Origin of the sequence: Streptomyces sp. NPDC006393, assembly GCF_040628575.1 — a bacterium.
Classification (GTDB): domain Bacteria; phylum Actinomycetota; class Actinomycetes; order Streptomycetales; family Streptomycetaceae; genus Streptomyces.
Map to the genome: position 1 here is coordinate 95,478 of NZ_JBEXZD010000005.1, position 22,006 is coordinate 117,483.

General features: G+C 68.8%; 21 protein-coding genes and 5 pseudogenes. 13 read left to right on the plus strand and 13 right to left on the minus strand.

Features of this window, described 5'->3' with window-relative positions:
* Positions 1–59: 59 nt before the first annotated feature.
* A pseudogene (locus ABZ484_RS04190) lies at positions 60–203 on the plus strand (IS481 family transposase); the annotation flags it as partial.
* Positions 204–239: 36 nt separating this feature from the next.
* Here the strand turns inward: ABZ484_RS04190 and ABZ484_RS04195 are convergent.
* The 3 genes and pseudogenes from ABZ484_RS04195 to ABZ484_RS04205 all read right to left on the minus strand — a co-directional run.
* Positions 240–401 (minus strand): annotated as a pseudogene (locus ABZ484_RS04195) (carboxylesterase family protein); the annotation flags it as partial.
* Positions 398–1,444 (minus strand): alpha/beta hydrolase, encoded by a 1,047-nt coding sequence (locus ABZ484_RS04200; protein ID WP_358864353.1) that lies wholly within the window; start codon positions 1,442–1,444, stop codon positions 398–400. The pseudogene ABZ484_RS04195 and the gene ABZ484_RS04200, both read right to left, overlap by 4 nt.
* 65 nt (positions 1,445–1,509) lie before the next feature.
* Positions 1,510–2,781 (minus strand): lipase, encoded by a 1,272-nt coding sequence (locus tag ABZ484_RS04205; protein WP_358864354.1) that lies wholly within the window; start codon positions 2,779–2,781, stop codon positions 1,510–1,512.
* A 522-nt stretch (positions 2,782–3,303) separates the two neighbouring features.
* Here ABZ484_RS04205 and ABZ484_RS04210 point away from each other — a divergent pair.
* Positions 3,304–3,768 (plus strand): hypothetical protein, encoded by a 465-nt coding sequence (locus ABZ484_RS04210; RefSeq protein WP_358864355.1) that lies wholly within the window; start codon positions 3,304–3,306, stop codon positions 3,766–3,768.
* 83 nt (positions 3,769–3,851) lie between these two features.
* On the opposite strand, the pseudogene ABZ484_RS04215 reads toward ABZ484_RS04210, so the two are convergent.
* Positions 3,852–4,271 (minus strand): annotated as a pseudogene (locus ABZ484_RS04215) (transposase); the annotation flags it as partial.
* A 105-nt stretch (positions 4,272–4,376) separates the two neighbouring features.
* On the opposite strand from ABZ484_RS04215, the gene ABZ484_RS04220 reads away from it, so the two are divergent.
* Positions 4,377–4,961 carry a DinB family protein gene (locus ABZ484_RS04220; protein ID WP_358864356.1) on the plus strand — a complete coding sequence of 195 codons (585 nt, stop codon included), beginning with the start codon at positions 4,377–4,379 and terminating at the stop codon, positions 4,959–4,961.
* Between the two features lie 39 nt (positions 4,962–5,000).
* Positions 5,001–5,704: pseudogene (locus ABZ484_RS04225) on the plus strand (transposase).
* A gap of 297 nt (positions 5,705–6,001) precedes the next feature.
* Here ABZ484_RS04225 and ABZ484_RS04230 read toward each other — a convergent pair.
* From ABZ484_RS04230 to ABZ484_RS04245, 4 genes are all read right to left on the minus strand, one after another.
* A complete protein-coding gene (locus tag ABZ484_RS04230) occupies positions 6,002–6,658 on the minus strand; it encodes a helix-turn-helix domain-containing protein (RefSeq protein WP_358864357.1) in 657 nt (218 codons plus the stop codon).
* Positions 6,659–6,839: 181 nt separating this feature from the next.
* Complete coding sequence (locus ABZ484_RS04235; RefSeq protein WP_358864358.1) at positions 6,840–8,045, minus strand: cytochrome P450; 1,206 nt, start codon at positions 8,043–8,045, stop codon at positions 6,840–6,842.
* 696 nt (positions 8,046–8,741) lie between these two features.
* Complete coding sequence (locus tag ABZ484_RS04240; RefSeq protein WP_358864359.1) at positions 8,742–9,080, minus strand: hypothetical protein; 339 nt, start codon at positions 9,078–9,080, stop codon at positions 8,742–8,744.
* Complete coding sequence (locus ABZ484_RS04245; protein ID WP_358864360.1) at positions 9,061–9,633, minus strand: hypothetical protein; 573 nt, start codon at positions 9,631–9,633, stop codon at positions 9,061–9,063. The genes ABZ484_RS04240 and ABZ484_RS04245 overlap by 20 nt, the downstream gene beginning before the upstream one ends.
* A gap of 156 nt (positions 9,634–9,789) precedes the next feature.
* On the opposite strand from ABZ484_RS04245, the gene ABZ484_RS04250 reads away from it, so the two are divergent.
* On the plus strand, positions 9,790–9,999 hold the full coding sequence (locus ABZ484_RS04250) for a hypothetical protein (protein ID WP_358864361.1): 210 nt from the start codon (positions 9,790–9,792) through the stop codon (positions 9,997–9,999).
* 787 nt (positions 10,000–10,786) lie between these two features.
* Here the strand turns inward: ABZ484_RS04250 and ABZ484_RS04255 are convergent.
* A complete protein-coding gene (locus tag ABZ484_RS04255; RefSeq protein ID WP_358864362.1) occupies positions 10,787–11,089 on the minus strand; it encodes a hypothetical protein in 303 nt (100 codons plus the stop codon).
* Positions 11,090–11,222: 133 nt separating this feature from the next.
* Between ABZ484_RS04255 and ABZ484_RS04260 the strand changes: the two genes are divergently transcribed.
* Positions 11,223–12,644, plus strand: a complete 1,422-nt coding sequence (locus ABZ484_RS04260) for a DHA2 family efflux MFS transporter permease subunit (RefSeq protein ID WP_358864363.1) — start codon at positions 11,223–11,225, stop codon at positions 12,642–12,644.
* The gene (locus ABZ484_RS04265; RefSeq protein ID WP_358864364.1) at positions 12,641–13,588 is read left to right on the plus strand and encodes a sigma-70 family RNA polymerase sigma factor; all 948 of its coding nucleotides are present in this window, start codon (positions 12,641–12,643) and stop codon (positions 13,586–13,588) included. Before ABZ484_RS04260 ends, ABZ484_RS04265 begins: the two co-directional genes overlap by 4 nt.
* A gap of 62 nt (positions 13,589–13,650) precedes the next feature.
* Here ABZ484_RS04265 and ABZ484_RS04270 read toward each other — a convergent pair.
* The 3 genes and pseudogenes from ABZ484_RS04270 to ABZ484_RS04280 form a co-directional block, all read right to left on the minus strand.
* A pseudogene (locus ABZ484_RS04270) lies at positions 13,651–14,396 on the minus strand (transposase family protein); the annotation flags it as partial.
* 144 nt (positions 14,397–14,540) lie between these two features.
* Positions 14,541–15,164, minus strand: coding sequence for an NAD(P)-binding domain-containing protein (locus ABZ484_RS04275; RefSeq protein WP_358864365.1), 624 nt, complete (start codon positions 15,162–15,164; stop codon positions 14,541–14,543).
* A gap of 33 nt (positions 15,165–15,197) precedes the next feature.
* Positions 15,198–15,932: an SDR family oxidoreductase gene (locus ABZ484_RS04280; protein WP_358864366.1), complete on the minus strand. Its 735-nt coding sequence runs from the start codon at positions 15,930–15,932 to the stop codon at positions 15,198–15,200.
* A gap of 144 nt (positions 15,933–16,076) precedes the next feature.
* Between ABZ484_RS04280 and ABZ484_RS04285 the strand changes: the two genes are divergently transcribed.
* From ABZ484_RS04285 to ABZ484_RS04310, 6 genes are all read left to right on the plus strand, one after another.
* The gene (locus tag ABZ484_RS04285; RefSeq protein ID WP_358864367.1) at positions 16,077–16,688 is read left to right on the plus strand and encodes a helix-turn-helix domain-containing protein; all 612 of its coding nucleotides are present in this window, start codon (positions 16,077–16,079) and stop codon (positions 16,686–16,688) included.
* A gap of 626 nt (positions 16,689–17,314) precedes the next feature.
* Positions 17,315–17,776 carry a hypothetical protein gene (locus tag ABZ484_RS04290; RefSeq protein ID WP_358864368.1) on the plus strand — a complete coding sequence of 154 codons (462 nt, stop codon included), beginning with the start codon at positions 17,315–17,317 and terminating at the stop codon, positions 17,774–17,776.
* Positions 17,777–17,822: 46 nt separating this feature from the next.
* Positions 17,823–18,317 (plus strand): hypothetical protein, encoded by a 495-nt coding sequence (locus ABZ484_RS04295; RefSeq protein WP_358864369.1) that lies wholly within the window; start codon positions 17,823–17,825, stop codon positions 18,315–18,317.
* A 374-nt stretch (positions 18,318–18,691) separates the two neighbouring features.
* Positions 18,692–19,312, plus strand: coding sequence for a class I SAM-dependent methyltransferase (locus ABZ484_RS04300; RefSeq protein ID WP_358864370.1), 621 nt, complete (start codon positions 18,692–18,694; stop codon positions 19,310–19,312).
* A gap of 65 nt (positions 19,313–19,377) precedes the next feature.
* Positions 19,378–19,938: a site-specific integrase gene (locus tag ABZ484_RS04305; RefSeq protein WP_358864371.1), complete on the plus strand. Its 561-nt coding sequence runs from the start codon at positions 19,378–19,380 to the stop codon at positions 19,936–19,938.
* 200 nt (positions 19,939–20,138) lie between these two features.
* On the plus strand, positions 20,139–20,699 hold the full coding sequence (locus ABZ484_RS04310; RefSeq protein WP_358864372.1) for a hypothetical protein: 561 nt from the start codon (positions 20,139–20,141) through the stop codon (positions 20,697–20,699).
* A 228-nt stretch (positions 20,700–20,927) separates the two neighbouring features.
* On the opposite strand, the gene ABZ484_RS04315 is transcribed toward ABZ484_RS04310, so the two are convergent.
* A complete protein-coding gene (locus ABZ484_RS04315; RefSeq protein ID WP_358864405.1) occupies positions 20,928–21,698 on the minus strand; it encodes a class I SAM-dependent methyltransferase in 771 nt (256 codons plus the stop codon).
* Positions 21,699–22,006 lie beyond the last annotated feature (308 nt).

Here is a 22,006-nt window from a genome sequence, read left to right on the forward strand (position 1 = left end):
GGGCCTGACACCAACGGCGCCGGCGATGGGCACCGACATCACACATTCAACTTCAGTAAATCCACTCCGCTGTTGACGACCACTCCCGCCTGGCCTACAGCGAGGTCCTGTCCGACGAACGCCGGCACGGCGCGATCGCCTTCGGGCAGCGGGCGGACGGGTTCTTCGCCGTCCACGGCATCACCGTCGAACACGTGCTGACATCTAGGGCGCGTGGGGCGCGGTCGGCGATAGACGGTGGCGTCGCGTACGCCGATCCAGGGCTTCGGCGGGCCGGGTTCACGGAAGCGGCAGGGGTCGAAGGGCGGTGCCGCGTACGGGATGCCCAGGAAGGACGCCACGCCGTCCGGGGCGACACGGCCCCGGACGGTGCCCAGCCGGGCGGCGACGCACACCGTCATGCCGAGGTGCCCTCCAGCAGTTCCAGCAACGCCGCGGTGAACTCGTCGGGGCGTTCGAGGTGCACCGCGTGCCCGGCGCCGGGTACGGCCACCTCCCGTACCGTGCCGCCCGCTGCCGTGTAGCGGTCCAGGACGTGGCGGGTCTGCGCCACCATCGGCTGCGCGGGAGTGCCGTCCCAGTCCGGCACCGCGCCGAGCGCACCCAGGTGCGCCAGGTCGAACATCGAGGTGTCCGACACGATCACGTCGTCCTCGCCGCGGATCCACAGCACCGGCGGTTTGGGGTCGATCAGATGCAGTCCGTCGATGCGGAAATGCAGCGGCGAAAGGCAGTTGAGGACCCCGCGGGTGCCGGGGGCGACACCCGGCCACGCTGTGGACGGGGTGCTGTCGCCCGGGTAGTGGTCGTCGCCGGTGCGCGTGGTCAGCATGGACTCGACGTAGGCGTCCTCCTCCTCACGCCCGGGCCGCCATGGCGGCTTGACGTAGCAGTTCGCCAGGACGGACCGCGGGGACAGGGGCGAGTCCTCGCCCCGGTCGGCCTTGGCGAGCCGCGCCACGAACTCCGGGTTGGCCGTGGCACCGCCGGAGCCGGCGCCGTCCGCGGAGTTGAGGGTCCCCTCGACGCCGTGCGTGCCGCCGAAGCCGTACGGGGAGACCGGGTTGACCAGGGTCACGGAACGCACCGCGTCCGGACGGTCCGAGAGGTACTGCATGATCACGCCGCCGCCCATGGACCAGCCCACCAGGTGGGCGCTCTCGATACCGAGAGCTGTCATCAGGGAGTCCAGGTCGTCGGCGTAGTCGCGCAGGCCGCGCGTCGCGTCGACCGGCAGGGGGTCGCTGCCGCCGAAGCCGCGCAGGTCCGGCGCGAGGGGGCGGTAGCGGTCCGGGAGGAGGGGCAGAGTGGTGCGCCAGAAGGCTGCGGAGGAGACGTTGCCGTGGACGAAGACGACCGGTTCGCCCTCGTCACGCACCTCCGTGATCTGGACGGTGAGACGGTCGGTGGGCACGCGCCGGGTGCGTGGCTCGCTGGAGGTCATGTTCGCGGTCCTTTACGTCCTGTACGTCCTGTACGTCTGTGCGGGCTTCCCGGGGTTCACGGGCTTCACGAGAGCCAGGCGTCGATCTGGGCCTCGGCCGAGCTGTTCCAGCCGAGTTCCAAGTGGTTGGCGCCGGCGATGGTGGCGGTGCCGCCGACCGTGGGGATGCCGGTCGTGTCGAGCGCGCTGGCGATGAAGACGACACCGTCGCTGGGCCCCCGGTTCTCGTTGAAGATGCCTACGACATCGGGGGAGCCACCGGCCAGCAGGTAGGTGGTGACGGAGGCCGGAACTCCGGCGTTCTGCAGGGGCGTTATCAGCGACCCGGCGTCGATGGCGGCTTGGATGCCACTGCCCGCCGTGTAGAAGCCCTGGCCGCCGTAGTACGTCGTGTACCAGTCCTGCGCGGAGCCGTCGACGCCGTACACCCCGTCCCAGCGGGCGAGCATCTGACGCTGGCCAGGGTAGTTGTCGTAGCCGCCGGAAGGTGTCATCGAGAACTCGGGGTGCGCGGTGTACTGCCCGTAACACGTCATGCGCGAGTGCGGGGAAGGTGCATTGACGGTTCCACCGCACTCGGGCCAGATGGAGAAGTCGTGCGCCCAGCCGTGCGCGTACGGGTAGTCGTAGCCGCCGTTCGGACCGCCTACGGTGATCAGCCTGCGGACGTCACCGGCGTACCCCCGCCCCCAACTCGGCTTCAGGGACGACACATACGCCCGCGTCGACATCTCGCCCTTGCTCCAGCCGACGAGGTCGACCTTGCTGACGCCCAGCTTCGCCTTGATGACGGCGATCGCGTCGCCGACGATCTGGGCCTGCATCAAGTTGTCGCCCTGCTTGTGCGCGAATCCGACGGCGAAGACGCGGTGGCCGCGCCCGGCGAGGTACTGCATCAGCCCGGTCGAGGGGCAGGACAGCGCGCCGCATCCGTAGCCGCCCGCCTCGCCCGGGTTGGCCCACGCGCGGTCGGCGGTGTCGTTCGCGCCGTGAACCAGGAGGACGGGTGTGGTCCGGGCGCCTGTGTTCCAGCCGGGGGCCGAGTAGAGGAGGAAGCGGCCGGAGTACGGACGGGAGACGCCGCCGAAGTACGTGACCCGCTTGCCGTCCTGGTCACCGCGGCCGTCGGGCGGGAAGCCCTCGGTGCGGAACCCCGCCGTGGTGTCCAGGTAACGCTCCACGCGCTCCCAGCCGTTGGTGACGGTCCCGGCTCCGTACGTCGCCTCCAACGTGAGGTATGACGGCGGCGCGGCGGCCGATGCGATCCCCCCGGCGGCCGGCACCCCGGCCACCACCGCCAGCAGCAGGGCCAGCAGCAACCGCCATCGCCCTGACATGCCTCGTCCGTGCGGCATTTCCGGCCCCCTTCTCCGAGTCTCGAACTCGTCCACGTCTTCAGCACGTTGGTCCTCGCGGCGCACAGGCTAGGCAGCGAGCGGGGGAGAGTGCATGTGCGCGGGCCACACAAGGAGAACCGGCCGTATGGAGGCCCGGAGCGCCAGACTTCATCCTGCCTGCTGCCTGCTGCCTGCTGCCTGCCGCTTGCTGCCTGCCGCCTGCTGGGGCAGGGCGGCTGTATACCTCGCGCCGAAATGAGTACTCGGCGTCGAGCCGCCGCCAGATCCAGGGCATGGGAGGACGGAGCCGCGCTGGCGGGGGTGGGTGGCTCCAAAGACACCGTTTCCTTTGGCGGGCGGAGCATCGGCCATCATGGTCGCCAGGCGTTGGCGCGGGGGAGAGGACGGGAGTTGCGGGTGGCTGGAGACGGGCAGGCAGCGTTGACGGAGCTGTGGCAACAGCGATGGCCCCTCTGTCCTCCCGTCGGTTACAAGATCCGCGATCCTTACCGGGACGTCTGGGTGCGCTTCCACAGCCTCCCTGAGTCGAAGCGATATGCAGAGGACGAGGACGAGTACGCCATTGTCCTGGAGCGGTGCAACACCGTCCTCGACGAGCTGTTCGCCGGTATGGACGTGTACGTCATCACTCCCGTATGGACTACCGAGCCCGACGTCCCGGCGCACCGGCCGGACGGCGGCTACTGGCAGAGCCTGCTGGTGGAGGACGACCCCGACCCGGAGTTCCGCACCTACTGCCACCTCTTCACCGCCCGCCGGCCGTGGCAGCATGGATGCATCGACGAGATGCTACGAGACATCGCCGATGACAAGCTGGCGGGCGTCCTCGTCACCGACACCCGGATGCGGCGCATCTACCATCCCTACGACGGCGGTGCCGACGTCCTCCTGCCCACACCCCAGGAGCGGGATCGGATGCGCGATCGGCACGCCACCTGGCTTTCCAGCCATCCGAGTGGTCTCTGAGCAACCCGAGTCAGGTGACCAGCGGGCGGTAGCAGATGAACCTCGCCGCGATGCGGCAGACGGTGAGCAAGGAGATTGTGCGTGCCATTGCGGTCGCAGGCCAGGTGGATCTTCGATCCGTTCCTGCCGCCGTCGGTCGGATTTGGTCCGCTCAGCGGCCCCCCTGAGGACGAGGACGCTCACCGAGTCGATCGCGCATCGCGACGAGTCAAGCTCGCCATCCGCGCCGAGCCGGTCCAGCACGATGCGGTGCACCTTCGCCCACACCCGGGCCTTGGACCAGTCGGCGAAGGGCCGGTGCACCGTTTGCCAGGAGGCACTGAAGACTGGCGGCAACTGCCGTGATGTACAACCCGTAGTCGCCACGAAGATGATCGCCGCCAGCACCGCACTGTCGTCAATCGTCGCCGACCGCCGCCCTGGCTTCGCACCGGCGGCTCAGGCGCCACACCTTGGAAGATCTCCCACAGCCCGTCCGGCACCAACCGCTCAACTATGCCCATGCCCTGGCAACGAGCTAGCGCCGGCCAGGCTTCGGCCTTGTCGGTCGCTGCGGTCCACGTACGGGATCTTGAGGCCACGAGTAGCCCATGGCAGGCTCATGCCGCATGATCGACGAATTCGCGAAGGACCACCTGCACGGGAGACTGCGGCGGGACCGCAAGGCGCTGCTCTGGAAACTCGACGGCCTGTCCGAATACGACGCCCGCCGACCTTTGACGGCGACCGGGACCAACCTCCTCGGCCTGGTCAAACACGTGGCCAGCGTCGAGGCCAGGTACTTCGGTGAAGTCTTCGACCGGCCGTCCCCGGAACCGCTGCCCCGGTGGCAGGACCACGACGGCAGCGATCTGTGGGCGACTGAGGACGAGGCGCGCGATCAGATCATCGAGTCCTACCGGCGAACGTGGGAGCACTCAGACGCGACGATCGACGAGCTTGCCCTTGATGCCCCCGGCCACGTGCCGTGGTGGCCGGAGCCTTATGCCAACACGAACCTGTTCGCCATCCTGGTCCACGTCCTCGGCGAGACCAACCGGCATGCCGGGCACGCCGACATCCTGCGCGAAGGCGTCGACGGCCGAACCGGGATGCGCCCCGAACACGAGATGCAGATCGATGAAGAAGCCCGCGCCGCCTACTGCGCGAAGATCGAGCAGGCCGCCAGATCGGCCACATCAGGCAAGGGTTAGAGGGTGCCGCCCAACGTGACTTGATGTTCGAGCGGCATGATGCTGGCGGCAGGTGCTGACCTGTCGAAGCGTCTGGTTCCTGATGAGCTCTGGGAGCTGGTCGCCCCGTAACTGCCGTCGTTCGCGGCTCGACCGCAAGGTGGCGGGACCGCTCCGCGTGACGAGCGGGCCGTGTTCACCGCAGTGGTGTACGTGCTGACCAGCGGCTGTGCTTGGCGGCATCTGCCGCCGACGTTCGGCACGTCCTCCGCCACCGCGCGTCGCCGCTCCACGGTATGGACCGGCGTCGGCCTGTGGCGTCGGCTGCATCGGGCGGCGTTGGACGAACTCGGGGCCCGGGGTGAGGTGGACTGGACCTCGGCGACGTCGACGCGGCCTCCGCTCGCGCCAAAAGGGGAAGCGTCCTCAAGCCGCTCATCCTCGGCACCCCCGCCGTCCGATCCCGTCGGGGACCACGGCGGCGCCGGCCCGTCAAACTCCGCGCGGCCAAAGCATAGTTCTCCGCCGAACACCTGGCCCGGCTGCGCGAGCGAGGACTCGTCGCGCGGATCGCGCGGCCAGGCATCGAGTCCAGCGAACGCCTTGGTCGGCACCGCTGGAAGATCGAGCGGTCGATCGCTTGGCTCTTCGGCTACCGCCGCCTGACCGTCCGATACGAACGCAAGGGCTCCCACTTCCTCGCCTTCCTCGGCCTGGCCGCTGCCCTGACCTGCTACAAGAAGCTCGCGAAACTTGCCACGTGAGACGCCCTCTCAGTTCATAGGACAGTTCTGGCTAGCAAAAACCTGGCCCACGGGAGGATTGCGGCCCTTCGGGCACGGCGGCCAACCCACCGCGCTGCGCGTACGTCACGCTCAAGGGCTACCGGAACCGACGGGCCGGTGTCAGGCGAACGGCTTCGGCATCGCCCAATCAAGTTCAGTATCGCGGGAAAGGCATCCGCTGGGGCGGCCGCCCTCTCGACCCCGCGGCCTGAGCACCGCGCCGTGACCGTATGCGATCTGACACGAGCGGCCTCGCCGATCTCCCTCAGGACCCTTTCAACGCTGCCGGTGCGGGCCGAGCTCGAGGAGCACGTTGCTGAGCTGGGCAGAGGTGAGGGGCGGCACGGGCAGGGTGGACGCGGCCGGGTGGGCGCGGAAACCGTCGAGAAGCAAGGCAAGCGGGCGGTTCCAAGCGTCCGGGGCGACGGTGCTCAGCGCAGGCACGACCCGGCCCAGCGCCGCGAGGGCAATGAGGACGTCCTCGGTGGTGAGGTTCGCTCGGACGGTGCCCTGCGTCTGGCCGCGGCGGAGCAGGTCTGCGATGGTGTCGCGGTTATGGGCGTGGACGGCCTCCAGAGAGGTTACGCCTTCCAGGCTCGTGGTCATGAGGTCGTTGGTGCCGCGGTCTGCGGCAAGCGTCGCGAAAACGGTGTGCAGGTACTGCGTCAGCCCTGTCCACGCGTCCTCGGCGGTGCGTGCTCGCGCGCCGGCGGCCATGGTCTCGGCGAGAGCATCCCGGAAGACCTCGTCCACGAGCGCGGCGCGGGTCGGGAAGTGGCGGTAGAGGGTCGCGTTGCCGACACCCGCGCGCCGAGCGATGACGTCGAGCGGAGCGTCCAGCCCCTGTTCGGCGAAGACCTCGCGGGCCGTCTGCGTCAGCAGCTTCCGGTTGCGCAACGCGTCGCGGCGCCCGGTCGGCGCGTGGCCGCCCATCGCGTCTCCTTCTTTTCCGTCTCGCCCCATACCGGAGAGTGCTCCCCGGTATGGATGCTACCGACGATTGAGCAAACAGGGATCATCCCCCCTTCGTTGCTGTGGGCATGAGGCCCACCGACATCGAAAGGGGGACCCGATGTACAGATCGGCGTTCGTGCTTGGCGGCGGGTACCTCCGTCTACCAGCGCACCGGCAGCTCTCGTAGGCTCCGCATGAGACTGGTGCGCCACCGCGGTGTGCCGTCACCGTCGAAGGCCAGGCGGGGGAAGCGGTCCAGCAGGATGCGCAGGGCCAGGGTCGCTTCCAGGCGGGCCAGCGGGGCGCCCAGGCAGTGGTGCAGGCCGTGCCCGAAGGCGAGGTGGGCGCGGGTCGCGGCCGGATCGCGGCGGATGTCGAACCGTTCGGGGGCGGGGAAGCGCGCGGGGTCGCGGTTCGCGGCGGCGATGGAGAGCACGACACGCGCGCCCGCCGGTATCCGGGCGCCGCCGAGGGTGATCGGTTCGGCTGTGTAGCGGTAGGTGCCCGCCGGTGCGGGCGACTCGAAGCGGAGCGTCTCCTCCACGGCAGCCTCCAGCAATTCGGGGTCGACGCGGAGGGCGGCGAGCTGCCCGGGATGGCCGAGCAGTAGGTGGACGGCGTTGGCGATGAGGTTGACGGTGGTCTCGTGCCCAGCGACCAGCAGCAAGAAGGCCATTCCGAGCAGTTCCTCCGGGGTGAGCCGGTCGGCGCCGTCCCCGTCGTGGGCGCGGACCAGGGCGTGCAGCAGATCGCTCTCGTCCGCGTCCCGATGCCGCCGTTTCGCCTCCGCCAGCCCCGCGAGGTACGCGGCCATCTCCTGCTGGGCGCGGGCGGACTGCTCCGCATCGTCGAGGGCGACGACCTTCGTGGACCACGCCCGGAAGGCAGCCCGGTCCACGTCTGGCACGCCGAGCAGCTCGCAGATGATGGTGAGCGGCAGCGGATAGGCGTATGCAGCCACAAGGTCGGCACGGCCGTCGGCGGCCACGGCGTCCAGGAGCTCATCGGCCGCCTCCTGAACTCGGGGCCGCAGCGACTGGACGCGGCGGGCGGTGAACTCGCGGGCCACCAGCGTCCGCAAGCGGGTGTGATCGGGCGGATCGACCTGGAGCATGTTGCGGCCCACGGCGTACAGCCCGTCGTCCGCGAAGTCGGCAGAGTGCCGCACGTCATTGCGCAGCCTGGGGTCGGCGAAGGCGGCGCGCACTTCCTCGTGCCCGACCACCAGCCATGACTCGTCTCCGGTGGGGAAACGTACGTGGTGGACAGACCCGCGCGAGCGCAGCGCGCTGAAGGCGGGGTAGGGGTCGGCGGTGAAGTCGTCGGTGAGGTCGGCGAGTCGGACGGTGGGGTGCTGCGAGCGCATCGGCGGCTCCCGGACAAAAGTGGGGACCATTCCCCGATCAGACGGCAAGTGTGACCATAGCAGAAAACGGGGAGTGCTCCTCGTTTCGATTGCGAGGCAATCCTCGAGATGTCCGAATGGCCGCTGTGACGCCCTGCGCCCCTCCGCGGGAGCCGACCCGCATCTCGCTCGCGGTCGGCCGGGCCGTCCAGCGGATCGCCGGCGTCAACCGGCTGCCGGCATGGTCGGTCACGCGGTACGGCGATGTGCGGCACGCCTTCGCCGACGCTCGGCTGCCAGTTGGTGATCACAGGCACGGTGCGCGGCTGGTCACAAGGTCATGGCGCCCGTCCGCAAGTGAGCGTGCAGGTGGTGGGGAAGTTGGGCGTGCAGGAATGTCCGCACGCATAGCGAGGGGCGGGGAAGTTCAAAGTTCTGGCCGCAGTTCCGTGAATCCCCAGGTCAGGCGGGAACGCGGGGAGCGTTTCGGCAGCGTACTTCCTGCTGTGTCGAGCAAGACGGTAGAGGATGTGCTGTTTCCCGGGATCGCTGTGCGGGTGGAGGGGGTGAGCGATTCTTCCGGCATCCTGGTGGTGGAGGCGGTGTCGACGGCCCGCCCAGGCCGGTACCCGAACTGCCGCAAGCAGGCCCGCCGCATACACAGCACGTATCAACGCGCCCTGGATGAACGGCCGTTGGGTCCGCGCCGGGTCATCGTCAGATTTCGGGTGCGTCGTTCCCCCGACCGTGCCGGACCAGCAGCTGCGCGAGCTGGACAGCCGAGTTGGGGTCGTAGGCGGCAGGTTCGTCAGCCTGCCGGTATGCCGCAATCGCGCCCTCGACGTCACCGCGTTCTTCCAGCAGTTCCGCAAGGCATCGTGCGGCGTACCCCAGCTCCTCGGTTACTGCGTAGGCGCGCAGTTCCCCGGTCCGGTCGTGCCGGGCCAGCAGATCGGCCAACTGGTCCCGGCCGTTGACCGAGGTGACGTTCCGGGTGCCGAGCAGGGCGACGGCCTCATCCACGCGGCCCTGGCGTTCACGGATCGTGGCGAGCAAACCGATCGCCGTGTCGGGATCGAGGCCGCGACAGCACCACGGAGAGTCGGTGTTCGTCCGGGATCCGGGCGGCGAGCAACTCGGCTGCCTTCTCGTCTCGGCCGGCGCCCTCCGCTACGTCGACCAAGGCCGCAGCGAGGAACCAGTCGTCGATGTGCGGCTGCAGCAGAGTGAACGCCTCGTCGCTGCGGCCATGCCGGGCGAGCAATCGTGCAGAGAACTCCAGTGCCAGAGGATGCCCGACCTCCATGCGAGCACGGGTCAGCACGATCGCCTCGTCGGCCCGCCCCCAGATCTCCAATAGTTCAGCCGTGGTCCTGGTGGCCGTCCACCAGCCCGTAGCCAGATACGGGGCGAGCATCTCCAGCGCCTCAGCCCGTCGGCCCTGTTCACCGAGCAGCCGCGCACACTCCCGCGCGCAGAACCACTCCCCACGGCCGGCCCAAAACTCCACCGTCTCGGCATGGCCGAGTTCCAGAAGCCGGGAGACCAGGTGCGGCGGGATGCAGCCGGACTGCGTCCGGGCCCGATAGTCAAGATCAGCAGCGTCCACAGCGGCAGACCGTAGCCCCTCCCCCTGACATCACCTCCAGCTCCGAATATCGCGTACTTGGAATGACGCTCCCCACCAGTCGGCGCGTACGCGTGGACCGCCAAGGAGCGGGAGGCCTATGCCAACGACCTCGGGGACGGCCGGGCGCTGATCGCGGTGTCCGCCGCCTCCAACCGGTTCAAGGCGGACCAGGACCCCAGCACCTGGCCGCCGCCGGCTGAGGCCTACCGCGGCCAGTACGTCACCGACTGGGTGGCCGACAAGACACGCTCGGGCCTGAGCGTCGACGCAGGCGAACAGGCCGCACTGGCACAGATCTTGAGCAACTGCACGGATGCCCTCGTCACCGTGACCCTGGCCCGGTAGTCCGGGCACGGGGCAGCTCCGAGAGAGGCGTTCACGTCGGACTCCCAGGTATGGCGGTTGAGGCGCGGTCCGTCTGTGTTGGACCGCGCTCTGCATCGCATGCGCGCCAGTCCCGCAGTCGCCCCGCTCGGGCGGCATATGGCCCCCGACAGCGCCGTGTACCGCCCGTACCGCCCGGACGCTCCCGCGGTGAGAGAAACGGTGAGGGCCCCGGACGGCTCATCGTCCGGGGCCTTCGGGGCTCGTTACTGGTGGGATGAGTGGCCGCTGATGCTGGCCGGGGAGGTCGGGTGCGGGCTGGGGGTGTTCGCACTGCCCGTGCCTGCGCCGCTCAGGAGGGCCAGCAGCAGGAGTATGCACAGGATGGCGCCGCCTCCGCCGGCAGCCGCGGCGACCTGGTGATTGATACGCCGGTGGTGCCCGCGGACGTAGGTGCCGTCCGAGCGGTGATAGCCCCGTACCCATGTCGTCTGGCTCGCCGGGGTCGGCTGAGGGCGGGCGACGGCCGGCAGGTCCACCGGTGATGGCGATGTCTGAATCTCCCCACCAGGTGCTCGGGGTGGCCTCGGAGTTGCTCGGCTTGATTTCCCAGGCAAACCGGCGCTGACCTGCGGACGGACGCCACAAGGGACGGGCTGCCCGATAGCCGGCCTGCGACAGGGCCATGGTGGCCGGTCCAGAATGCGCGCAGCGCATCGCGTGAGCGACGCCGAAGGCGCCCTTGACGGGCCGGCGCGGCCCGGACACGGAACGAGCGGGTGGCCCCGGCTCACCCCGGGCCCGGCGTTCAACTGTGGGTGGTCACCGTCGTATCCGTGTAGGAGCCGATCAGGGTGGCCTCCTCACGAGTGAGGTCGTCGGCGAGCCTGGTGCCGAGTTCGCGTTGGAACTCCTGGAAGGCGGCCAGCTCGGCCAGGCCCTCGCCGTCCACGACATGGACGAAGGTGACTCCGTCGGCCAGCCGGAAGCTGCTGTACCGCAGCCCGGCCGGCGCCGCCGTCGTCGTGAGCTCGGCGAAGACGTTCTCGATCAGTCGCTGGTTCTCGTCGGCTGATTCCGGCTTCGTCCGGTAGCGGATCACTGCGCTCATCGGGCTCTCCTCGGTGCGATCGGTTCGCTGTCACTGGTTCTGACAACGCGAACGCGTCTGACTCATCGCGGCGATGAGTCGGAGCCCTCTGGGTTGTCAGAACCAGTGACAGCGACTTTCTGGAGGACCTCTCGTGGGCAGCAAGGACCGGACAACCGTCGGCCAGCGCTGGGTGCTGGGCCTGGCCTCGCTCGGCGCCGTGATGGTGGCGCTCGACGTGCTGGTGGTGGCGGCGGCGCTGAGCAGCATCAAGCAGGATCTCGGTGCCTCGATCGAGCAGCTGGAGTGGACGGTCAACGCTTACACCCTCAGCTTCGCGATGCTGTTGATGATCGCGGCGGCGCTGGGCGACCGCTGGGGCAGGCGGCGGATGTTCGCGGCCGGCCTTGGCTTGTTCTCGGTCGCCTCGGCAGCCTGCGCGCTGGCCCCGTCCGTTCAGTGGCTGATCGCGGCTCGGGCTGTGCAGGGGGTCGGAGCGGCCGTCGTGATGCCCCTGGCGATGGGCCTGATCGGCGTGGCTTTCCCGCCCCACCGCCGGGGCTGGGCAACCGGTGTCTTCAGCGGGCTGACGGGCCTCGGTGTGCTGGCCGGCCCGGTCGTCGGCGGCGCCGTGACAGAGGGTCTCGCCTGGCAGTGGATCTTCTGGATCAACGTGCCCGTCGGCGCGGTGGCGGTCCCGCTCGTCCTGCTGCGGATCGGCGAGAGCAGGGGCGCGGCTCGCCGCCTGGACCTGCCCGGCGTCGCACTGATCACCCTGGCCGTTCTCGGCATCGTCTGGGGAGTGGTCCGTGGTGCGCCGGCCGGCTGGTCCAGTGCCGAGGTGATCGGCTCGTTGTCGGTCGGGGGCCTGCTGCTCCTGGCCTTCCTGGTCTGGGAGAGCCGTGCGCAGCAGCCGATGGTGCCACCGGCCTGCTTCCGGTCCAGAGCGTTCTCGGCCGGTAACGCGGCGGGCTTCTTCCTCACCGCGGCGCTGTTCGGCGCGGTGTTCTTCATGGCCCAGTACATGCAGGCGGCCTTCGCCGCCGGTCCGCTTCAGGCCGGGCTGCGGTTGCTGCCGTGGACCGGCACGCTCTTCCTCGTGTCACCGCTCGCAGGCCGCCTCGTGGACAGGGTCGGTGAACGCCCGCTGGTCGCGGCGGGTCTGGGGCTGCAGGCGGTCGGCATGTTCTGGATCAGCCTGGTGAGCACTGGTGCGGCGCGGTACGGGGAGCTGGTGGCACCGCTGATCGTGGCCGGGTGCGGCGTCTCCATGGCACTGCCGGCGGCGCAGAGCGCGAGCGTCGGAGCTCTGCCCCGCGAGGCGGTCGGGCTCGCCTCCGGCGTCTACGGCATGATGAGGCAGCTCGGTGGGGCTGTCGGAGTCGCCGTCCTGACCGCGGTCTTCGCCGCCGCCGGGGGCTATGCATCCTTCTCCACCGGATTCACCCGTGCCTTCACCGCGAGCGGCGTACTGTCGCTGCTCGGCGCGGCGGCGGGACTCTGCATCGGCGTACGGCACAGCGTGGAGCCCAGCGACCCGATCGCCCGCCCGGAACCGGTCGAGGAGCTTCGATGAACCTGGAGGACGAGTTCGCACAGATCCGCGGTGAGCTGATCGCGCACTGCTATCGGATGCTGGGCTCGCTGCACGACGCGGAGGACGTGGTACAGGAGGCGTATGTGCGCGCCTGGAAGGGCTTCGCGGACTTCGAGCAGCGCTCCTCGGTCAGGACTTGGCTGTACCGGATCGCCACGCGGCTGTGCCTGAACGCCCTGAAACACAGCAGTCGCCGCCTGGTGCCTTCAGCGCTGGGTGCGCCCGGAACCGATCCGGACGACCTGGACGCGCCGATGCTGGAGGCCAGCTGGCTCGAGCCGCTCCCCGATCACCTGATGAGCGCCGACCCGGCAGTCGTCGTGGGGACTCGCCAGAGCCTGAGGCTGGCGATGGTCGCGGCGCTGCAGCATCTGCCGCCGCGGCAGCGCGCGGTTCTGATTCTCCGGGACGTCCTGGTCTGGCCGGCATCCGAGGTCGCCGCCGTGCTCGGCACCACGACCGCGGCTGTCAACAGCTCGCTGCAGCGCGCACGGGCCGAACTCGCCAGGGTCGCCCCGGCCGAGGACCAGTTCAGCGAACCGGACGAGCCCCGGCGCCGGGCCCTGCTCGATCAGTACGCCAGAGCCTTCGAGCGGGCGGACCTGGTCACTCTCGAAGGGCTCCTGACGCAGGACGTCCGGTGGGAGATGCCCCCGATCCCGACCTGGTTCCGCGGCCGAGAGGATGTACTGCGTCTCATCGCGGCCAAACTGGTGCCTGGCGACGGACGGCGCGTCATGGTGGAGACGTCAGCCAACGGCCAGCCCGCGTTCGCCCTGTACAGCCGCGGTCGTGACGGCCTCTTCCACGCGCGCTACCTGCAGGCGCTGACGCTGTCCGAAGCGGGAGTGTCCGCGGTGCTCGCGTTCCACCGGGCCGACCTCTTCCCCTCCTTCGGCCTGCCGCTCGAACGTCTTGCCTGACTCCCGTTCGACGGCCAGCCTTCAAGATCGGAAAGACGACAGCGAGTCACTGAGCGATTTGAGCGTTGCCTCTGCAGGGTGAGGACGGCTTTGGCGATGACGGTCATGCGGTTGGGGCTGATGGGGGATCTGCGGAGGATCTGCCAGGATTTCAGTCGCGCCATGCCGCGTTCGAGGGGAGCTCGGGCCTGGGCGAGGGCACGGTTCACGGTGCGCTGGGTGGGGGTGAGTTCCCCGCCGGGCGGCGGTCTCAGGCCAGTGGTGACGTGCGGGCCGGCACCGGTGCAGGCGCCCGTCGGCGAGGATGGGGCCGCCCTGGCGTTCGCAGATCCGGATGATCTTGTGGGTGCGGGCCGCGGTCAGGTCGTGGGCGGGCCCGGCAACGCGGGCGAGATCCACAGAAGCTCGCCGATCGGATCGGTGACGACCTGGACGTTCACGCCGTGGCGGCGGTGCTTGGCGGAGCAGTCGGCGCGGCTGCCGCCGACGCGGTCGCACGCGGCGAGGGTGCCGTCCAGAAGGACGAACTCGGGATCGTGGTCGCGCAGCGTCTTCAGCAGGCCCGGGACCCGGTCGGCGAGCAGGCCCATGACGGTGGTCACGTAGGCGTGGGCGGTACCGACGGATATCCGAAGCCGGCCGCGATCCTCGCGAGGGTGTCGTGGCGGCGCAGGTACACCAGCACGACGAGTGCGCGCCGGTGCGGCGGGAGTTTGCAGCGCCTGTCACCCTCATGGGTGACGATGAGCATCGTGACCCACTCGACCAGGGTGTGTGGGAGGTCGAGTGCGGCAGGATGGTGAACCAACTGGACTCCCATGCTGCTGAGTTGAGACTTGGAACAACCCCTCCCTCAACAGCACAGGAGCCCTGTGCGTTGCGCACCCCGCCCTCACGCCGGCTCCGTCCCCCGGTCGGCAGCCGCTCCGAAAAGGCTCAGTCAATCGTTCGCTCAGGCAGGAAGTTCGGTGATGCTGAGGGCGAAGTTCAAGTTCCCCACCCCATGGTTGGCGAGGCCCACCGTGACCACGCCCGCTCCTTCCAGCCAGTGCGCCATTTTCAGGCCGCCGACGTCCAGCGGGCGCAGCCCGAGGCTTTCGATGAACGCCTCCACACTTGCCTTGGCCTGCGCATTGTCGCCGGCGAGGAAGACGTCGGGCCGACCCTTCTCCAGGACATGGCGGAAGACGGTGTTGAACGCCTTCACCACGCTGGCGCCGGCCGGGGCGGCCTTGGCGACTTCCTGCGCGATCGAGGTCTCCTCGCGGTGGGCCAGCCCGTCGAACGTGGAATTGAAGGGGTTGCTGATGTCGACGATGACCTTGCCCGCGAGAGCGTCTCCGTACTGGGCGACGGCCGGCACGACACCGTTGTACAACAGGGCCACGATGACGATGTCCCCGGCCGGGGCGGTGCCCCATGCTCCGGTCGTGGCGCCGTCGCCGAGAGCCCTGGCCAGGTCAGCGGCCTTGGACTGATCGCGGCCCATGACCTCGACGGTGTTGCCGCCCGCTATCGCCCGCGCGCCGATGGTGCGGGCCATGTTCCCGGTACCGATGATGCTGATGCTGCTCATGAGATGTCCTGCCCTGGTTGTGGGTTGTCCGGTTCAGATGGCGGTGGTGCCGCCGTCCGCGACCAGTTCCATGCCGTTGACGTAGCTGGAGTCGTCGGAGGCGAGGAAGAGGGCGGCGGTGGCGATCTCGTCGGGGCGGCCCATCTGGCCGCGGGGGATGAGGGACTCGAACTGGCGCTTGGTGGCCTCGTCGAAGAGTTCTTCCTGCTTGACGGTGGCGACCTGACCAGGGGTCAGGACGTTGACGCGGATGCGGCGGTCCTTCAGCTCGTTGAGCCAGATGCGGGCCCAGGCCTGCTGGACGGCCTTGCTGCCGGCGTAGACGCTCCAGCCGGGGAAGGCGCCGAGGGAGGCGTTGGAGCCGGTCATGAGGATGGAGCCGCCGTCGTTGAAGAGCGGAAGGGCCTTCTGGACGGTGAACAGGGTGCCGCGGGCGTTGAGCCCGAACCAGGTGTCGAACTGGGCCTCGGTGATCTCGCCGAGCAGGGCGGGCTCGCCCCCGCCTGCGCTGGCCCACAGCACGTCGATGCTGCCCTTCTCCCGCTTGACGGTGTCGTAGAGGCGGTCCAGGTCGTCCAGGTCGGCGGCGTCGCCCTGGACGCCGGTGACGTTGCGGCCGATCTGCTTCACGGCCTCGTCCAGGGCGTCCTGGCGGCGGCCGGTGATGAAGACGTGCGCTCCCTCGTCGACGAACAGCTTCGCGCCTGCCAGCGCCATGCCGGTGGTGCCGCCGGTGATGACCGCGACCTTGCCGTCGAGCTTTCCCATAGTCGTTCCCTTGGGTCGGTGGTGCCGTGTGTACCTGGGACGACGGTGTTATGTACACCGCCCTGTTTACGTACCGTACGGGGTGGGTGGCCGGGAGGCAAACTATGTACACCGGTCGTTACCCAGCCGGGGTACCATGGACCCATGACGGAGTTGGAGAAGGGCCCCACGGGCCGCCGCCGCGGCCGGGGCGCCCGCGAGCGCATCCTCAGCGCGTCCCAGCAGCTGTTCCGCGAGCAGGGCATCAACCGCACCGGCATGGACCAGCTCTGCGCGGCGGCCGAGGTGTCCAAGCGCACGGCCTACCAGCACTTCACCAGCAAGGACGAACTCGTCGCCGAGTACCTGCGCCGGTTCGACCCCTCCGTTCTGCCCGGCGTGTTCGACCGCACCGACCTCACGCCCCGCGAACGGCTCCTCGCCGCCTTCGACATCCCCCCCACCACCCCCCTGTGCCCCTACATCGCCGCCACCGTCGAACTGAACGACCCCCAGCACCCCGCATCCCAGTACGCACGCGACTACAAGAAAGCCGTCGCCGCGCGGCTCGCCGACACCGCCCGCGAAGCCGGCGCCGCCGACCCTGAACAACTCGGCGAGCAACTCGCGCTGCTCCTCGACGGCGCCGCGGCCCGCACCCGGGTCCTCGACGCCGACGCCTTCCCCACCGCCGCCGCCATCGCCGCCGTCCTCATCGACAACGCCATCCCCGCCACAGCCGGCGATGACCGGCGACGAGAGGAAGTGCCAAGCTGACTTGGCACTCCGCGACCGGGCTGGGCGCGCTGCCGGTCGCGCGGCTGCACCCGCTGGTACGCGACACCAGCCGCCCGGCACCTGGCCCGGACCTGCCGGCTTCTACGAAACTGGCCACCCGCCTGCTGAAGGCCGCAGCAGAAGCCGCCGAGGAGAGGCCGTCTATCCCGAGGAGGCCATCAACGGGCACTGCGCGTTCATCGCCCGCCGCAGGGATCTGCGGCCCAGTGAGGAATACCGCAGCCCCACCGAGCAGGAGTGGGAGGAGTTCCTCGGCCACTTCGAACGACGCAAGGTCGCCTCGGCGACTGCGGCCGGGCCTAGGCACCAACTGCGTCCACGAGCACAGCTGCATCAGATGCCCGCTCCTGCGGGCCGCCCCGGAGCAGCGGCCGCGACTGGCAGACATCCTCGACAACCTGATCGCCCGGATCGCCGAGGCCGAACGCGAGGGCAGGCGAGGCCGAAGGGCTCAAGGTCAGCCTCGCCCAGCTCGACAACCTCATCACCCACCGCGCCGCCGCCATCCACCTCGGCATGCCGACCTTCCCCGACGTCGCGGGGGCGTCATGTCACCGCCGAAACCATGCTGCCAGCGGCAAGCCGCGAGCTGGGACAATCAAGCGATGGCCAACAATGAGATCCGGTTCGATCGCCGGCAGCGCGACGATCGTGGCGTGCTTGAGATCGTCCTACACATCGACGGAACACCGCTCACTGAGCTGATCGACAGGTTCGAGATGGACGCTGGGATGCAGCCCGCAGGCGACGCCTACGGTGGTCTCATCCCAGAGTTCTTCCGCTTCGGCCCGATGGAGGACCACTTCCACGGTCGATCCACCAACGCGATGGGACCGAAGACACCGTTGCTTGGCTGCGAATGCGGCGAGTGGGGATGCTGGCCGCTCATGGCCCGCATCACCGTGACACCCGAGCTCGTGACCTGGGACTCCTTCGAGCAGCCCTACCGCAAGACCCGCGACTACACGGGGTTCGGCCCGTTCCAATTCGACTGTCACCAATACGATGACGCCTTGCGGGTCCTGAGCGCGGTGATCGGCTCCGACGCCGACGACGCGCGTGTATGAGCACCACCGGGTGCAGCCTGTTGGGCTGAAGGAGGGGAGGCGGTCTATGGAACGGTTCGAGACAGAGAGTCTGGCGCTACTGCCTGGCCAGAGAGTTCAGGCCAGGGTCCTCAGCCATCACCCGTGGGGTGTGATCGTTGAGATCATCGGTTACGAGAACGCCGGTCTGTCGGCCTCTATCGACATGATCCAGCAGTTCTCCCGGACCACGAGCAGCCATGACGAACTCCTCGCGCTCTTTCCACCCGTAGGTGCGCAGATCGATGCAGTGATTGAGCAAATCCACCGCTGGCATCCGCCGGTATCAGTGCGGCTCAGCATCCGACCTGCCGACCTGGAGTCGCTGGCCTGGCGCTGCGACTTCTGTGGCGAACCGATCACGTTGAGCCCAGGTGGAGGCGCGCTCGTCCTCGACTCGCGGAGCAACGACGGCCCAGGAAGTCACACCGTCATCTCCCACCGGCACTGCCTGGCCGAGCGCATCCGACCAGAGATCACCGGCGAGCGGGCGCGAGCAATGAAGATCGGGAAGATGCGCTGACGATCGTTAAGGTCGGTGCTGGCTTCCTGCAGGCATGGCTGAGCCCGACACCTCATGCGGCAGGAACCAACCGGTAGTTCAGAGAAGGCAGCGGCGTGAAGTGGTTACGGCGGAAGTACCGATCTGCCCCTTGACTCCACCCTTCTCGTGGGCGCCCTCGACGCCAGGGCGGCAGCAGAGGGCGTCGATGCCGAACCTCCGCGAGTTCGCGAATTCTGAAGGGCCTTCGTGGCGAACCCACGGGTTCAGGCTGGCGGCCGGCCTGTATGGGTACCGCGGTCCGGCTCGTTCTTCGACGTCCGCTCGTCTTGTTGATCGACAAGGTTCGAGATATTCGTTCGCCCTGGCGGGGGCCACTGGCTAACGTCTCGAACGTGGACATCACAGATCCGAAGGACCTGGTCCGACGCGGGTACGACGCCGTCTCCTTGCGTTACGACGAGGCGTACGGCGCCGAGACGAAGTACCAGTCACTGCTTGATGACCTCTGCCAGCGGATCCCGGCCGGTGGGGCAGTGCTGGACCTGGGCTGCGGCAGTGGGGTGCCGGTCGCACGCACTCTGGCCGCCGCCGGCTACCGGGTTACGGGCATAGACATCAGCGAGGTGCAGGTTCGCCGAGCCCGCGAGCGGGTGCCTCAGGCAGAGTTCGTCCACGCTGACGCCACGGCTGTCTCCTTCAATGCCGCGTCCTTCGACGCCATCGTCTCCTTCTTCGCCCTGATCCATATTCCACTGGCTGAGCAGCCGCCCCTGCTGCGGAAGATTGCTGGGTGGCTCCGCCCAGGAGGCTGCTTCGTGGCTACCACGGGACACGGCGAGTGGACCGGAATTGAGGAGAACTGGCTCGAGGGCGGCGCCCCGATGTGGTGGAGCCATGCGGACGCTGCGACCAACCGTGAGTGGATCGAACAGGCCGGCTTGACGGTCGAACGGGAGGAGTTCATCCCTGAGGGCGACAGCGGACATGCCCTGTTCTGGGCACACCGTCTTTAAAGTTCCAGCTCAGCAGGTGCGCGACTCATCGCCTATGACCACCACCGAAGGTCTGGAACCCGCCCATGCCGCTGCTGTTCCAGCGCAAGATCGGGCTGGAAAACCGGCCGATCCCCATCCCTGGCATCCGTGACCTCCTCCGGGACGCGCTCGCGGCCACCGGATTCACCGACGCGACCGGCAACCCGCTGCACTTCGCCCCACACGACTTCCGAAGGATCTTCACCACCGACGCCGTCATGAACGGCATGCCTCCCCACATCGCCCGCTTGATCCTCGGACATCGCGATATCAACACGACCATGGGCTACGAAGCGGTCTATCCCGAAGAGGCCATCAACGGGCACCGCGCCTTCATCGCCCGCCGCCGGGAACTACGCCCGAGCGAGGAATACCACAGCCCCACCGAGGAAGAGTGGGAGGAGTTCCTCGGCCACTTCAAACGACGCAAGGTCGCGCTCGGCGACTGCGGGCGAGCCTACGGCACCAGCTGTATTAACGAGCACAGCTGCATCCGATGCCCGCTACTGCGAGCCGACCCGGTCCCAACGGCCACGGCTGATCGAAATCCTCGACAACCTGATCGCCCGCATTGCCGAGGCCGAACGCGAAGGTTGGTGCGTTGAGGCCGAAGGCTCAAGGTCAGCCTGGCCGCAGCGAACGCCAAACTCGCCCAGCTCGATAACCGCATCGTCCGACGCACTGCGGCCGTCGACCTCGACATGCCCACCTTCGCTGACATCACCGTCCGCACTACATCGGCCGATCCGCACCAGCTCTGAATATCCGTAGTCGCCGCGAAGCCGCACCACCTACGCTCCATCACATGCGCAGCGTTTTCGTGTTCCCCGCAGGTGAGCGAGCTGAGACCATCGTCTTACTCGATCAGCACCTGCCCCAGCAGCGGGGTCCGTGGACTCTGGACGGCAACCTCTGCATAGACATCGACGACGAGGAGACCGGCCACCCCGCCGGGACTTCGAGGCCGGCCGCCACCAGAAGGTCCTGGACCGCTTCGAGGAAACCCACCCCGAAACCCACCTGCTCCGGGTGCAGACAGCGTTCCTGCAGCTCCCTGATCAGCTGCTCGTCAGCGACGATCACGAAGAGGCGATGGCCGCACGACGGCACCACCCGGCTGGTCCAGTGGACCACGGCGCCGGGCTGGGCATCGATGCGCGGCGGTAACCAGGACAGCCAGTACGAGACTAGGCCGTCAGAGGGTCAGGGTTCGGCCGTCGTCGAGAAGTCTCATGATCAGAGCGCCGGCGATAGGAGAGGCGAACAACAGACTGTGATGGCCTGTCAGCGCGCGGCCCAGCAGGGTTTCGACGCCAGCGAGGAGCAACTGCCAGCTGGCGGTCGCTACGAAGGCGGCCGAGGTTGAACACAGCCTCTTCCCACCAACCGAGTGTGTCCCCTGGCTGGCGAGCGTTAACGCGTGAAGTAGTTGATCGAGTTCATCATTGTGATGCCCAAGAGCCCAGATACGCTCGAACGGGACTCATCAATTCCCGATCAGTACACGCGTGACTTGCCGCTCTGTGTAGTGGACGATGGCCGCCACGGTGCCCCGGCATACACGAGAACCACGGCCGAGGCCCGATGCAGATGGTCAGGGGCACCGGCCGGATGCCAGCAGCGCCACGGCGGGAAGGTCGATCAAACCGTCTTCCGCCACTCGTTCGGCCACCAACCGGTCGTAGGCGGACTTGATCCGGGCGAACATCTCGGGCGTCTGCCCAGTCACCACCAGACCCCTGCTGGCCACCCCACCGGCCGGTCCGGACCACCAGACCTCCGGATCCTCCCGATGCGTCCAGGCAAGCTCACCGCTGACGACCTCCGCCCACCCCGCCTGCACCAGCAGCCCACGAAGGCCCTCAGCGGTCCGGGCGAAGTCCACCAGCGGGGTCGGGAACACCGGGCCCTCCACACCGGCCTCGTCCAGCGCCAGGTCGAACAAGGACATCGCCTCGTTGCTTGTGCCGTGCCAGATCGTCACCGCGAGCTGCCCACCCGGACGGACCACCCGGCGCAGTTCGATCAGCGCCGCCCGCGGGTCCTCCACATGGTTGACCACGAAGTTGGCCACCACGGCGTCGAATGAGTCGTCCGAGAAGGGGAGCTCGGGAAGCACCGCATGCCGGACGTCCGCCCCGGGGGCGTTCGCGGCCGCCAGCGCCACCATGCCCGGCTCGGCGTCCACTGCCACGACCACGGCGCGCCGGGCCATCGCCGCCGCCGCGACCGTGCCCGGCCCGGTTCCAACGTCCAGCACTCGCGTCCCGGCACCGACCTCGGCCGCGTCCAGCAGAGCCTCGGCCGTCGCTCCGCACAGGGCCGCGAAGCTCCCCGCGTATGCCTCGGCCGCCCCCGCCCACATCCGCCGCTCATGCGCGTCGAACTCGCCGGCCACAGACCGCCCACCCCCCTGTTTCGGCTCTTGCCGCCAGCCTAGCCGGGGCCGCTACTGCCGGCGACATAGCCCGGCGTGAAGGGCTCGACCTCGGTGACCTGTCCGCCTACCAACGTCGAGGACGACGCGCCGGTCGAGCGCGGCGGCCGAAGAACACTGTGCTGACCGCCGTGACCCGCTTCGCCAGCGAGGCGATCCTCGTCCGGCGCGACGCTGCAGTCGCCTACGGCACCGATGGGCAGCATCAGACATCACCGAGCCGAACGAGGCCCTGG

Excerpts from the sequence above, each read along its gene's own strand:
- ABZ484_RS04265 (WP_358864364.1), top strand. The coding sequence starts at position 12,641 with ATGAACCTGGAGGACGAGTTCGCACAGATCCGCGGTGAGCTGATCGCG.
- ABZ484_RS04275 (WP_358864365.1), bottom strand. The coding sequence starts at position 15,164 with ATGAGCAGCATCAGCATCATCGGTACCGGGAACATGGCCCGCACCATC.
- ABZ484_RS04200 (WP_358864353.1), bottom strand. The coding sequence starts at position 1,444 with ATGACCTCCAGCGAGCCACGCACCCGGCGCGTGCCCACCGACCGTCTC.
- ABZ484_RS04310 (WP_358864372.1), top strand. The coding sequence starts at position 20,139 with ATGCGCAGCGTTTTCGTGTTCCCCGCAGGTGAGCGAGCTGAGACCATC.
- ABZ484_RS04295 (WP_358864369.1), top strand. The coding sequence starts at position 17,823 with ATGGAACGGTTCGAGACAGAGAGTCTGGCGCTACTGCCTGGCCAGAGA.
- ABZ484_RS04255 (WP_358864362.1), bottom strand. The coding sequence starts at position 11,089 with ATGAGCGCAGTGATCCGCTACCGGACGAAGCCGGAATCAGCCGACGAG.
- ABZ484_RS04220 (WP_358864356.1), top strand. The coding sequence starts at position 4,377 with ATGATCGACGAATTCGCGAAGGACCACCTGCACGGGAGACTGCGGCGG.
- ABZ484_RS04205 (WP_358864354.1), bottom strand. The coding sequence starts at position 2,781 with ATGTCAGGGCGATGGCGGTTGCTGCTGGCCCTGCTGCTGGCGGTGGTG.
- ABZ484_RS04230 (WP_358864357.1), bottom strand. The coding sequence starts at position 6,658 with ATGGGCGGCCACGCGCCGACCGGGCGCCGCGACGCGTTGCGCAACCGG.
- ABZ484_RS04235 (WP_358864358.1), bottom strand. The coding sequence starts at position 8,045 with ATGCGCTCGCAGCACCCCACCGTCCGACTCGCCGACCTCACCGACGAC.
- ABZ484_RS04315 (WP_358864405.1), bottom strand. The coding sequence starts at position 21,698 with ATGTGGGCGGGGGCGGCCGAGGCATACGCGGGGAGCTTCGCGGCCCTG.
- ABZ484_RS04305 (WP_358864371.1), top strand. The coding sequence starts at position 19,378 with ATGCCGCTGCTGTTCCAGCGCAAGATCGGGCTGGAAAACCGGCCGATC.
- ABZ484_RS04280 (WP_358864366.1), bottom strand. The coding sequence starts at position 15,932 with ATGGGAAAGCTCGACGGCAAGGTCGCGGTCATCACCGGCGGCACCACC.
- ABZ484_RS04285 (WP_358864367.1), top strand. The coding sequence starts at position 16,077 with ATGACGGAGTTGGAGAAGGGCCCCACGGGCCGCCGCCGCGGCCGGGGC.
- ABZ484_RS04290 (WP_358864368.1), top strand. The coding sequence starts at position 17,315 with ATGGCCAACAATGAGATCCGGTTCGATCGCCGGCAGCGCGACGATCGT.